Origin of the sequence: Criibacterium bergeronii (genome assembly GCF_001693775.2) — a bacterium.
GTDB lineage: Bacteria > Bacillota > Clostridia > Peptostreptococcales > Filifactoraceae > Peptoanaerobacter > Peptoanaerobacter bergeronii.
The window spans coordinates 1-12,698 of record NZ_MBEW02000034.1 but is presented as its reverse complement, the minus strand read 5'-3'; the positions used below and the strand labels follow the sequence as shown (position 1 = coordinate 12,698).

The 12,698-nt window shown below is 34.0% G+C and carries 12 protein-coding genes; 6 read left to right on the top strand and 6 right to left on the bottom strand.

Going from position 1 to position 12,698, the window contains the following annotated elements; genetic code table 11:
* Positions 1-301 (top strand): iron-sulfur cluster-binding protein (locus BBG48_RS09830; RefSeq protein ID WP_456297795.1); only part of this gene is annotated, 301 nt, incomplete at its 5' end.
* 159 nt (positions 302-460) lie between these two features.
* Positions 461-1,366, top strand: coding sequence for a dihydroorotate dehydrogenase (locus BBG48_RS09825; protein WP_408608358.1), 906 nt, complete (start codon positions 461-463; stop codon positions 1,364-1,366).
* Positions 1,367-1,559: 193 nt separating this feature from the next.
* On the opposite strand, the gene BBG48_RS09820 is transcribed toward BBG48_RS09825, so the two are convergent.
* Genes BBG48_RS09820 through BBG48_RS09805 form a run of 4 tightly spaced genes read right to left on the bottom strand, consistent with a single transcriptional unit; the run spans position 1,560 to position 5,680 of the window.
* Positions 1,560-2,702: a VanW family protein gene (locus BBG48_RS09820; protein ID WP_068912433.1), complete on the bottom strand. Its 1,143-nt coding sequence runs from the start codon at positions 2,700-2,702 to the stop codon at positions 1,560-1,562.
* Between the two features lie 15 nt (positions 2,703-2,717).
* Positions 2,718-3,194, bottom strand: a complete 477-nt coding sequence (ybeY, locus tag BBG48_RS09815; protein ID WP_068912431.1) for an rRNA maturation RNase YbeY — start codon at positions 3,192-3,194, stop codon at positions 2,718-2,720.
* 14 nt (positions 3,195-3,208) lie between these two features.
* On the bottom strand, positions 3,209-4,213 hold the full coding sequence (locus BBG48_RS09810) for a PhoH family protein (protein ID WP_330410378.1): 1,005 nt from the start codon (positions 4,211-4,213) through the stop codon (positions 3,209-3,211).
* Between the two features lie 39 nt (positions 4,214-4,252).
* Complete coding sequence (locus BBG48_RS09805) at positions 4,253-5,680, bottom strand: nicotinate phosphoribosyltransferase (RefSeq protein WP_068912427.1); 1,428 nt, start codon at positions 5,678-5,680, stop codon at positions 4,253-4,255.
* Between the two features lie 214 nt (positions 5,681-5,894).
* Here BBG48_RS09805 and BBG48_RS09800 point away from each other — a divergent pair, with 214 nt between their 5' ends.
* The 4 genes from BBG48_RS09800 (at position 5,895) to abc-f (ending at position 10,769) form a co-directional block, all read left to right on the top strand.
* Positions 5,895-6,356 (top strand): nucleoside deaminase, encoded by a 462-nt coding sequence (locus tag BBG48_RS09800; RefSeq protein ID WP_068912426.1) that lies wholly within the window; start codon positions 5,895-5,897, stop codon positions 6,354-6,356.
* Positions 6,353-8,536, top strand: coding sequence for an ATP-dependent helicase (locus BBG48_RS09795; protein ID WP_068912424.1), 2,184 nt, complete (start codon positions 6,353-6,355; stop codon positions 8,534-8,536). Before BBG48_RS09800 ends, BBG48_RS09795 begins: the two co-directional genes overlap by 4 nt.
* Positions 8,537-8,701 carry a DUF4177 domain-containing protein gene (locus BBG48_RS09790; protein ID WP_319946260.1) on the top strand — a complete coding sequence of 55 codons (165 nt, stop codon included), beginning with the start codon at positions 8,537-8,539 and terminating at the stop codon, positions 8,699-8,701.
* A gap of 124 nt (positions 8,702-8,825) precedes the next feature.
* Positions 8,826-10,769, top strand: a complete 1,944-nt coding sequence (gene abc-f / locus BBG48_RS09785; protein ID WP_068912422.1) for a ribosomal protection-like ABC-F family protein — start codon at positions 8,826-8,828, stop codon at positions 10,767-10,769.
* A gap of 219 nt (positions 10,770-10,988) precedes the next feature.
* Here abc-f and BBG48_RS09775 read toward each other — a convergent pair whose 3' ends face one another.
* A complete protein-coding gene (locus tag BBG48_RS09775) occupies positions 10,989-11,738 on the bottom strand; it encodes a Fic family protein (protein WP_094754385.1) in 750 nt (249 codons plus the stop codon).
* A 27-nt stretch (positions 11,739-11,765) separates the two neighbouring features.
* Positions 11,766-12,698 (bottom strand): DHHW family protein (locus tag BBG48_RS09770; RefSeq protein WP_243446781.1); only part of this gene is annotated, 933 nt, incomplete at its 5' end.

Below are 12,698 nucleotides of genomic sequence, written 5' to 3'. Positions count from 1 at the left end.
AGATAATACAGTATTACAAGAAAATCCGTTCTCTGATAATGAAAAAATCAAACTACAACCAGGCTATCCTACAGACACCTTTAACGAAGATGACTATGACTATGTGCTGTCCTGCGGTCCAACACCTATGATGAACGCACTAAAAAATAAGATGAAAAACAAAGAAAAATTATACATTAGCTTAGAAAATCACATGGGTTGCGGAATAGGAGTATGTCTATCTTGTAGCTGTAAGACAAAAAACGCAATGAAAAAAGTATGCACAGGCGGTCCGATATTTAACGCAGCAGAATTAGAATAGACTATACTATGAACGGGCGAACAAAGTTCGCCCCTACAAAGTAAATAACTACAAATGAAAATTTTATAATATTTCACAATCATCGTAGCGGCGAACTGCGTTCGCCCGCCCTGCAAGTTTTGATTTGAAATAAACCTTAAATAAACTTATAAGGAGAAAATTTTGAATACATCCTTTAAAATTTGCGATATAGAATTCAAAAACCCAATCATAGGTGCATCAGGCACATTTGGCTTTGCCCATGAATACGAAAAATACATGGACATAAATGTGCTAGGCGCAGTAAGCTCCAAAGGACTTACATTAAACGGCAAAGACGGCAACACAGGCATCAGAATACATGAAGTAAGCTCAGGCATTATGAACAGCATTGGACTTGAAAATAAAGGAGTAAAATTTTTCATAAAATATGAACTCCCACTTATGAAAAAATATGATATAGTGACTATTGCCAACCTAGGAGGCAACGACCTATCAGAATATATCGAAGGTGCAAGCTTGCTGGACAAATCAGATATAGACATGATAGAGCTAAATATTTCCTGCCCAAATGTAAAGCATGGTGGAATGGCTTTTGGTATACTCTCAGATGTTGCCCATGACGTAGTAAAACAAGTAAGGGATGTGGTAAAAAATAAACCCCTGATGGTAAAACTATCTCCAAATGCTCATGACATAGTAGATATGGCACTTAACTGCGAAGATGCAGGAGCAGACGCAATATCCCTAGTAAACACATTTAACGCCTTGGCAATAGACATAAAAAAAAGAAAACCGGTGTTTGACAACATAACCGCCGGACTTTCCGGTGCCTGTATAAAACCAATTGCCCTAGCCATGGTATATAAGGTAGCTAAAGCAGTAAAAGTGCCGGTAGTAGGAATGGGTGGCATATCCAGTGCCCAAGATGCCATAGAATTTATCATGGCAGGAGCTAGCGGAGTACAAGTAGGCTCAGCCAACTTCACCGAACCGGCAATCACAGAAAATATAGTGTATGATTTACAAAAATATATGCAGGAAAATAAAATAGAAGATTTAAAAGAAATCAGAGGAATAATTTAAAATAATACTAACTTACATAAGAAAATGTAGTATTAGTTTTAATTATAAAAATTTTTGCATGAGGTAGTAGCATAAATTTCTTTTTAATATGTATGCTACAATTTTCAAAGTAATTTAGTATAAACAAGGCTTGCTTTAAAAAAATTTAAAGCAAGCCTTGTTTGTATATATTTAAATTTTTACTTAAATTAAATTATCCTTGTCCATATATTTCTACGGTGATTTTACCTCTATTCCCACTTGAGGTTGTATAGCTTTTAACATACACCGGATAATCAAAATTATTTTTATACACTAAATCCGGTCCGTTTATTGCTACTGTAGCATCCATGCCTTGAGGTACATAATGCACCGGCAGGGAATGGGTAGTCCTTTGTGTAATTGTTACTCCTGCATTTCTAAGGGCATTGTATAAGGTGCTGCTCACCTGACAAATTCCGCCGCCTATTCCGTCAACATACTCTCCGTTCACTATTATTTTATCGTTTTGAAATCCTGTTTTGTAAGAAATTTCACCTACGCTGTTTAAAAAGCTGATTTCTTCTCCCGGCATTACAATTTTATCAGTTATTTTACTAGAGGTTAGTCTGATATTATAGGCTCTGCCAATTGCTGCGTCTGCATAGGTTGTAGTATATATTCCTTTAATAGCATTTATTTTTAATAAGTCATTTCTAGTTATTTTAGGTTTTATTTCAATAAATGGCACTGGTATTATTTTATCTATGTTTGTATTTGAGTCTATGTATGCTACGATTTCGTCTTTTAGTTCTTCCTTGTTTACTTTGACGCCATTTTTCCCTGACATCACATTTATTTCGCCTTGATTGACCACTATGTTTGCATTAAAGGGTTCTTTGTTTAGAGCTTTTTCAATACTATCACATAATGACATCAATTTTTTCTCATCGTAGCTTTTGTCAAGAGGTATATTTGTCTCAGCTCCAAGATTTTGCTTGACTATGTCTACAGCATCAATAATAAAATTGCCACTTCTTCCTATCTGATAGGCTTGATTTGCAGCTACGTCATAATCGTATTTAAAGTCAAGTGTTTGCAAGACATTTTCTTTTCGCTTATCTTCAAATTGTATTATTAGGTTTGGTGTTCTTAATTTTTTTGTTATCAAAGATTTCGCATTTTCCACTGTCAAATTTGATACGTCTAATCCGTTTATGTAGATGTTTGGATTTATAAACTCATTTGCCCTTAGATAGTAAAAAAATATGCTAAAGGAACACACCAAAACCATCGTGGATAATATTAATAATATTATCGTCAATTTTTTTTGGAATGATTTCTCAGTTTTTACATCATTTGATTGAGTATCTACCATTTTACACCTTAGCTTTTACCTTGTTATTTTTAACTTTGACATTATTTCTTCTTCTTTTTGTCTCATAACTGTCTTTTCTTCTTCAGTCATATGGTCGTATCCCATAAGGTGAAACATACTATGACAGGCAAGGTAACAAATCTCTCTTTTTAATCCGTGTCCAAATTCCTCTGCCTGTTTTTTTGCTTTATCAACAGATATTACTATATCGCCAAGTTGTCTTATATATTCTGTTTGTCTTTTATTTTCCAGCTCTAAATCTGCTTTTTCGTACATCGGAAATGACAAAACATCGGTGGTTTTGTCTACATCTCTATACTCTCTATTCATCAGTCTGATATCTTCATCGCTGACAAATGTCACTGATACTTCATTATCAAATTTTACACCTTCAAGCTCTTCGCAAAGATTGATTACTGTTTCGACTGAGTCCAGTATATCCTCAGTTAAATCCTCATCACCATGCTCCACAGAGATGGTCACATCTATCATTTTCTACTCCTTATTTATTTTCTTAATACTTTTTTTGGTACACTTATTGGCTTTTTTGTAGTCGCTTTTTCATAAAAATCATATCTCTCAATAATTCTTTGTACCAGCTCGTGACGCACAACGTCTTTCATCGTTAGCTGGTCAATAGCTATTCCTTTTACGCCTTTAAGTATTGATGACGCATGGATTAAGCCACTTTTTTTATTTTCTCCCACTAGGTCAATCTGAGTTATGTCACCCGTTACTACTACCTTTGAGCCATAACCAAATCTAGTCAAAAACATTTTCATTTGCTCTTTTGTAGTGTTTTGTGCTTCGTCTAAAATTATAAATGAATTGTCAAGGGTACGTCCTCTCATAAAGGCAAGCGGAGCGACTTCTATTGTGCCCATTTCCAAATGTTTTTCAAATTTTTCCGCTCCAAACATTTCAAATAAAGCGTCATAAAGCGGTCTTAGATATGGGTCTACCTTATCCTTTAAATCTCCCGGCAAAAATCCAAGGCTTTCTCCGGCTTCTACTGCCGGTCTTGTTAAGATTATCCTATTGACCATACCTTCTTTAAAAGCTTTTACCGCCATTGCTACAGCCAAATATGTCTTGCCTGTACCTGCCGGTCCTATACATATGGTCACATCGTTACTTTCTATGTCGTTTATATATTTTTTTTGCCCCAAGGTCTTTGCTCTTACTGCATTACCCTTTGCTGTAAGAGTTATTATGTCATCGCCTAGCTTGCATACGTCACAGCTGATATCATCCGATATGACATCTATGCAATATTTTACTGTATGCTCATCTATTGAGCAGCTTTTTTTATATATATTAAATAACTGCTCTATGGTGTTTTCTGCAAGCTTGAGATTTTCTTCGTTTTCTCCCATCAATACCAACGCTGAATTTCTTTGAGTAATTGTTACTTTTAATTTTTCTTCTATTATTTTTACTTTTTTATCAAAATTTCCAAATAATTCTCTTTCAAAGTCAGCGTCTTTTACATCGATTAACTTTTCTAGCAAATGTGCCTCCATTTTGTACTGCTTAATTTTTAGTAATTATCAATGACGATTTTCCAAAATAGTATTTTTCAACTTCCAAAGTTTTTCGGATAAGTCAACTTTATAGATTTGAGGATTTTTGTTACGTCTGTACTGTATCCAAAGTGAAGCTTTTTCTTTCTGTGTATGTGCTTTTATATCTTTAACCTTACGTTTTTCCCTTACACATTTCCCATCAATAAATAATGGAGTGAGCAATCTTTTTATTTCAAAATTTTCAAAGCTCTTTTTCTTCCATGTGTGAATTGGGTCAAATATTGTAAGCGGCTTAGTTTCGTCTATTTCTTCCTCTTCTAATATTATTAGGTCAGCCTTTGCCATATGGTCGTTTTTATCGTAAATCCTTAATATATTTTTGTAGCCTGGGTTATTAATTTTAATTGGGTCTTCTGAGATTTTCATTTTAGGAATTATTTCGCCATTTCTTACTATGGCTGATAGCTTATAAACTCCGCCAAGTGCCGCCCAGTCAAAGGAAGTAATCATTTTTGTTCCTACTCCCCATATATCGATGGCTGCTCCCTGAGATTTAAGTGAGGCAACTGTATATTCGTCCAAATCGTTTGAGACTGTAATTTTTACATAATCAAAGCCTTCTTCATCAAGTCTTTTTCTTACTTCTTTAGATAAAAATTCCAAGTCTCCTGAGTCTAATCTCACGCCAAGTGGTTTGTGTCCCGCTTGCTCTAACTCTTTAAATACTATGATTGCATTTTCTATACCGCTTTTTAATGTGTCATAGGTGTCAAGAAGTAGCACTGTTTTATCCGGATATACCTTTGCATAGGCTCTAAACGCGTCCAGCTCAGTATCAAAACTTTGCACCCAGCTATGAGCATGAGTGCCCATCACAGGTACGTCAAACATTTCTCCAGCCAAAACATTGGAAGTACCAACGCAGCCTCCAATCATTGCAGCTTTTGCTCCATAAAAGCCTGCATCAGGTCCTTGAGCACGTCTTAGTCCAAATTCCATTACAGCATCGTCTTTTGCTGCATAGCAAATCCTTGACGCTTTTGTGGCAATAAGTGTTTGGAAATTTATTATGCAAAGCATAGCCGTTTCTACAAATTGTGCCTGCAACGCCTTTGCTTTTACTCTTATTATAGGCTCATTTGGGAAAAGTATAGTGCCCTCTTCAACTGCATAAATTTCACCTTCAAATTTGAAAGTTTTTAAGTAGTCTAAAAATTCTTCGCTAAATATATCTAAATTTTTTAAATAGTCAATATCTTCCTTGTCAAAGTGCAGATTTTCCACATAATCAATTACTTCATTTATCCCACAAATAATTGTGTACCCTCCATCATTTGGATTGATGCGGTAAAACATATCAAAAACCATTTCTTCTTCAGCCTTACCATTTTTTAAATATCCGTTCATCATGGTCAACTGGTAAAAATCTGTAAGCATTGTTAAATCTACCATTTAATACTCCTTATAGGCATTAGTATTTAATTTATCTTGCACTCTATGAGCTTAACATTTCTTAAATTATAATTATTATAGCACAAATCTTGGATAATTTGTTATATATTAAAAATCTCATTAGTTGTAAATATTTTTACCTCCAATTTGACACTCAATCATGCAAATGATAAAATTATATGATTGATAAAATAATTTATATAAATCGGTATCCATGCAAAAATATAACGAAAATTTTATGATAATCGCCTTAAAAGAGGCACTAGTTTCATATAAAAATAACGATGTGCCGGTTGGTTGTCTCATAGCAAAAAATGATGAAATAATTTCAACCGCCCACAATACGCAAAACAGCTTGAATATTGCCACAAATCATGCAGAATTGTCGGCAATAAATAAAGCCTGCAAAAAACTTTGCACTAATAATCTATCAGACTGCGTAATGTATGTCACACTAGAGCCATGTATTATGTGCCTTGGAGCAATAATAAATGCAAAAATAAAAACTATATACATTGGAGCTACATCATCAGACAACGGAGCAATAATATCACGATACCCACTTGTAAAAGACGAGCTAATATACCCATACAAGATAGATTATTATTTTAAAAAGACAATCAGTCCGTACATACTAAAAAGATTTTTTAGAAATATAAGAAAAGGTGAAAAATGAACCTCTCTAATTTAAATGAAATGCAACAGCAAGCCGTATTAAAAACACAAGGTCCACTACTAATACTAGCAGGAGCAGGCTCAGGCAAAACTAGAGTAATTACCACACGCATAGCCTACCTCATAGAACAAGGAGTTGCACCAGTTAATATACTGGCAATCACATTCACAAACAAGGCAGCCAAGGAAATGGGCTCAAGAGTAGAGGATTTAATCGGCAATAAAGCAAAATTTATACAAATCAGCACATTTCACTCATTTTGCTCAAAAATCCTAAGAAGAGAGTCAGAAGTGATAGACTACAGCAACAACTTCACAATATATGACACCTCAGACAAAATGTCTCTAATCAAAACCATCATGGACACTATGGGCATAGATAAAAAAATGCTGGACGCAAGCACCGTTGCAAGAAAAATTTCCGCCGCAAAAGACGAGCTAATCTCACCGGATGATTATATAGAAAAATATAACTACGAAACAATAGGCGGCACAATCGGTACAATATACAAAAAATACAACCATGAATTGCAAAAAAATAATGCCATGGACTTTGACGACCTCATATACAATACAGTTTTTATCTTTAAAAATTTCCCAAATATACTAAAAAAATACCAAGAGCAGTACAAATATATCATGGTAGACGAATACCAAGACACCAATTACGGACAATACATATTAGTCAATCTCCTCAGCAAACTCCACAAAAATATATGCGTAGTAGGCGATGATGACCAGTCCATATATGGCTGGAGAGGAGCAGACGTAAAAAATATCTTAGATTTTGAAAAAGATTATGAAAATGTGACCGTAATAAAATTAGAGCAAAACTACCGCAGTAGCTCAAACATCATAGACGCCGCAAAAAAAGTCATAAAAAATAACGGCATGAGAAAAGATAAATCAATTTGGACATCTTCTTCATCAGGCGAAAAAATCCAAGTAGTAGAGCTTGAAAATGATATAAAAGAGGCAGATTACGTTGCAAGTCAAATAGAAATCCAAAAACACGAGCATAATTTAAAATATACTGATTTTGCAATACTTTATAGAGCAAATTCATTGTCTAGAAAATTTGAAGAGGCACTATCTCTTCACGGCATACCTTACAGAGTTTTTGGCGGATTAAAATTCTTTGACAGAATGGAAGTAAAAGACCTAATTGCCTATTTAAAAATCATTGACAACCCTGATGATGACATTTCACTAAAAAGAATAATAAACGTACCAAAAAGGTCAATAGGTGCAAAAAGTGTAGAAAAACTGGAAAATTATGCCTCACAGCAAAATATTTCCCTATACGATGCACTTCAAGATGCAAAAGAAATATTAGGTAACACTAAAGCCCAAAAATCAATAGCAGTATTTTATGAAATTATAGAACAATTAAAAAAATATGCTATATCCATGCCAACATCAGAATTATTTGAAAAATTAATAGAAGTTACCGGATATACATTAGAATACGAACAAATCAAATCCCCTGAAAACAATGCAAGACTGGATAATATAGGAGAATTAAAATCACTTATATCTGAATATGAAAAGGCAGCAACCGACCCAACACTTAGAATATTTTTGCAAGAGGCAGTGCTGTCTACCGATATGGATACGTCAGATGGTCAAAATGATTACGTTTCACTTATGACAATGCACTCTGCAAAAGGACTGGAATTTGACACTGTATTTGTCGGAGCTACAGAAGAGGGCATCTTCCCATCTTCAAGGTCAGTCATGGACCAAATAAAAATCGAAGAGGAAAGAAGACTTTTCTATGTGGCAATCACTCGTGCAAAAAGGAGACTTTACATCACAAGAGCCAACAGAAGAATGTTTTACGGACAGACAAATTACAATATGAAATCTAGATTTTTAGACGAAATAGGCGAAGAATTTGCCCAGCAAATAAGCGAAGTAGATAAAAATCCATATCTAAGCTCTGAGGCAGAGGCTGTCCATAAATTTGCCAGTGAAAACAGCTCACTTACAGATTTTTATATGAATAAATATGGCATGAACAGAGCCCAGCAAAAAACTCTAAAAACAGGAGCGAAAGTATCCCACGAAAAATTTGGCAAAGGCATGATAGTCGGCATAACAGGAGGAAAATACTCCGTTTTGTTTGACAAAATCGGTATAAAAATCGTGCAAAATGCGAATGAATTAACTGTAATGTAAATTGGAATTTATCTCACCACAATTGGGAAAAACTTTGTTGAAATTAAAAGTAAATTTGGTTTTAAAGTGAAAAAGGGCGACACCCTTGCAGAATGTAAAAATGCTATCCTAGAGAACGCTCAGCAAGGCTGGAGACTAAAGCAAGTAGTTGTTCCGTTCAATTAAAAAATCGGAGTTTACGGAGCTTATTGTTACCAAATTATTTTTGAAAAAGAAAAATAAATCCCAGTTTGTAAAATAGCCCCTACAGTATTTTAATTAATAATTTTTTGTAATAATTGGAACTTTTATGATATCACTTAGTGTAAACAATTTAAAAAAGACCTACGGCATAGACCTGATATTTCAAGATGTCTCCTTTACCGTGGAAGAAAACGAAAAAGTCGGCATTGTCGGCTCAAACGGAGCAGGTAAAACCACATTTTTTAATATAATTACAGGCAAAGAGGGCAAGGACTCCGGCGATATTTTCGTGGCAAAGGACAAAAAAATTGGCTATATGAGCCAAAATGTAAATATAACCAGCGATAAAACCCTTTTACAAGAGACACTGGAAGTATTTAGCGACCTAATCGCCCTAGAAAAAGAAATTGCCCAGCTTGCACAAGATATAGCCGACAACCATGAAGACATAGAAAAATCTACAAAAATAATGAAACTCTATGAAAAAAAGACAAAAGAGTTCACTGACAATGACGGCTATTCCTATATGTCAAGAGCCAAAGGAATGCTCAAAGGACTAGGCTTTAGCGATGAAGAATTTGATAAAAATGTCACATTATTTTCAGGCGGAGAAAAATCAAGGCTACTACTGGCAAAAATATTGCTAATAAAACCTGATATACTTTTACTTGATGAACCTACCAACCACTTGGATATGGATAGTGTAAGCTTTTTGGAAACATTTTTGAAAAATCTAAATTCTACCGTAATAATCATTTCCCACGACAGATATTTTTTAAATACCCTTACCACTAAGACCATAGAGTTTTCAAATCACACAGCCACTACCTACAACGTATCCTACGAAAAATATGTAGCAGAAAAAGAAAAAAATACAGAGCTTGAGCTAAAAAACTACGAATTAAATCAAATAGAGCTAAAAAGACAAGAAGAAATCATAGAAAAACTAAAATCCTTTAACAGAGAAAAGCAAGTAAAAAGAGCAAACTCAAGACAAAAAGCCTTAGATAAAATGCAAAGAATAGACAAACCTGAGCACCTGCAAAAAAAGAGTAAAATAATATTTGAAACTTCAGTAAAATCAGGTAAAGACGTACTCCACGCAGAAAATTTGTCAAAAAGCTTTGATGACAAAACTCTTTTTGAAAATGTAAGCTTTGACATATACAGCGGAGAAAAAATCGCTCTTATTGGTGCAAATGGAGCAGGCAAGACCACTTTATTTAACATACTTCTTGGCGAAGAAACAAACTACGATGGTAAAATAACCTATGGAGCTAACGTAAATCCATCATATTTCAATCAGGAAAGAAATGATTTAAACGAAGACTTAGACATTTTCACCGAAATACATGACACATTCCCATATTTAACACAGACGCAGGTAAGAAACTACCTTGGCGGGTTCTTATTTTATGGTGATGATGTATTTAAACAAATTAGCTCATTATCCGGCGGAGAAAAATCTAGGATTTCACTGTTAAAATTAATGCTTTCAAAGGCAAACTTTTTATTTCTTGACGAACCTACAAACCATTTAGACATCCCATCAAAAGAAGTATTAGAGGACGCACTGAACGCTTATGAAGGCACTGCCTTTATTATATCCCATGACAGATACTTATTAAATAAATTGCCCGACAGAATATTTGAGCTAAAAGACGGCACTATCACCCAGTATCTTGGTAACTACGATTATATGATGGAAAAGAAAAAAGAGGACGAAGATTTAAAAAATTATTTAGAAGAAACCTCAAAAGTAGTTATTACCAAAACTCAACAAAAAGAAGAACGCAAAAAGCAAAAAGAGAGCCAAAAAGCTCTCCAAGCACTAAAAAGACAAGAAAAGAAAATAACCTCCGATATAGCTGATATGGAAGAAAAAATAAAAGAGTACGACCTAGAGCTATGCAAAGAAGAAGTCTACACAGATGGTGAAAAAGTAGCTCAAATCGCTAAGGATAAATCCCAAATCCAAGAAGAACTAAAAAAGCTGTATAAAAATTGGGAAGAGCTATTGGAGCAAATAGAAGAAAAAGAGGAAAGCTAAATCAAGCAATACTTATTAATTTTTTTGTTGAGTAATATATTGATGCTTAATTTAATGTAAAACACCTTCTAGTATATGAAGTTTTTGAGCAAGAAAAAATTGTTAAAGTAATAAGTATGTGGACACATTATGAATTTTAATTAAAGCTATAAAACAAAAACAAGGACGAAGATATGCTTTGATATTTAATTATCAATACATATCCTCAACCTTGTTTTTTTATTTTATATTTGCTATTCTCATAAAATCTTTTTGTGTTTGAAGATATACTTCACCAATAAAGTTTATAAAATTTCTATCGTCGATATGTGCTTGCTCTAAATAGCTTATATACTCATTTCTTAATATTGGTGGAATAGCTATCGGCAAATATCTTTCCTGTATCAAGGCTGTATTCATAAGCAGTCTTGCCACTCTACCATTCCCGTCAATAAATGGATGAATAAATATAAATTTTTTGTGGAGCAGTGACGCAAATTCTAATAAATCATATTTATCCCTTTGTGCCTCTATCCATGATTGTAAATTTTCCATCTCTTGAGGTATTAAATCAGGTGAGGTAACCGGGTAGCTTGAGCCTGAAATATATACTTGTATATCCCTGTATTGTCCGGCTTGCCCCTTGTCTATATCCTTATAAAATAATTTGTGTAGCTCTAATATATCCTCAATATTAATTATTTTATTGTTAATAAGTGTAAACATATAGTCATAAGCTTGTGAATGTCCGATTACTTCAAAGGTTTCTCTTAATGATTTGCCCCCAACAGTTAAGCCGTCCTCCAATAATAGCTTTGTTTCACTTAATGTGAATGTATTGCCCTCAAGAGCATTTGAAGTATAAGTTAAATCAATCTTGAAAAAATCCCTTAAATTTTGTAACTTTTCTTTTTCAAATGGTTTAATGCTATTTATTTTATCTTGGTTGCTTTGTATCTGTTTTGATAAACTTATATCTAATTTGCTCATATCAATTATTCTCTTTATCTTCCATAGTTAATGACTAAACATTGCGTTCATTTGTTTGATATTGTTTTCTGAGCCGGCTGCCTCTGCGTTATTTAGCACTATCACATCTTTTATTCCGTTGTCAGCTATATATTGTATTATATTGTTATTGTATTTTGAATATTTATAAAAATATCTGTAGTCTACAATAAACACCTTGTCATAATGATGGATTAAAAATGGGGCAAAGCTGTTACCATAAGACTCTTTTATCAAAAGCACATTGTTTCCATCGCTGATATTTGGATTGTCTATGACGGACACCATATTATCTCCACCTATGAAGGTTGAATATTTTGCTCCTGCCATCCATGTAGTAACATCTGATATTACCTGCCACTTTACCGGTTGCTGATTTTTATCAAGATAATTTATTTCGTTTGTGTCCTTAGATTTATATGCCTGTATTAAATCAGGATTTTGTTTCATTGATTGAGGTTTACCACCGCTAAAGTAAAATGAACCTATAAATCCATCATAGTCTACTTTGTCCATATCTGATAATTTTACCGGTTCTATGCCTTTCATTTTAGCAAATTCCTCATAGGCATAATATGCACCTGTCTGCGTCCAGTGATGGTCTGTCCTAAAATAAATGTACTCTGCGTTGTGTTTTAACAAATTATCTAGACTTTCAACTACCTTTACATTAGGATTTTTTTCTTTAATTAGGCCTGCAATATGTCTTAAAGCGTCTTGTTCATTAGATGCTCCAAGTCCTTGTGCTACCTTTTGGTCTAAAATTACTCCGGATGCTGTCGGCACAAGCAAATCATATACAGTGCAGTTAGGTATAGTTCTTTGTATTTTATCTAAAAGTGCCGCATACATTTCTGCTGATGTAGCACTATAATAATACAAGTTAAACCCTCTGTCTCCTACTACATACACATTACCTGCTTTTTGTGGTACATCATAGAT

What these genes read in the sequence shown, in the direction of transcription:
- BBG48_RS09820 (WP_068912433.1), bottom strand. Translation starts at nt 2,702, where the DNA reads ATGGTAGATACTCAATCAAATGATGTAAAAACTGAGAAATCATTCCAA.
- BBG48_RS09800 (WP_068912426.1), top strand. Translation starts at nt 5,895, where the DNA reads ATGCAAAAATATAACGAAAATTTTATGATAATCGCCTTAAAAGAGGCA.
- ybeY (WP_068912431.1), bottom strand. Translation starts at nt 3,194, where the DNA reads ATGATAGATGTGACCATCTCTGTGGAGCATGGTGATGAGGATTTAACT.
- abc-f (WP_068912422.1), top strand. Translation starts at nt 8,826, where the DNA reads ATGATATCACTTAGTGTAAACAATTTAAAAAAGACCTACGGCATAGAC.
- BBG48_RS09775 (WP_094754385.1), bottom strand. Translation starts at nt 11,738, where the DNA reads ATGAGCAAATTAGATATAAGTTTATCAAAACAGATACAAAGCAACCAA.
- BBG48_RS09795 (WP_068912424.1), top strand. Translation starts at nt 6,353, where the DNA reads ATGAACCTCTCTAATTTAAATGAAATGCAACAGCAAGCCGTATTAAAA.
- BBG48_RS09805 (WP_068912427.1), bottom strand. Translation starts at nt 5,680, where the DNA reads ATGGTAGATTTAACAATGCTTACAGATTTTTACCAGTTGACCATGATG.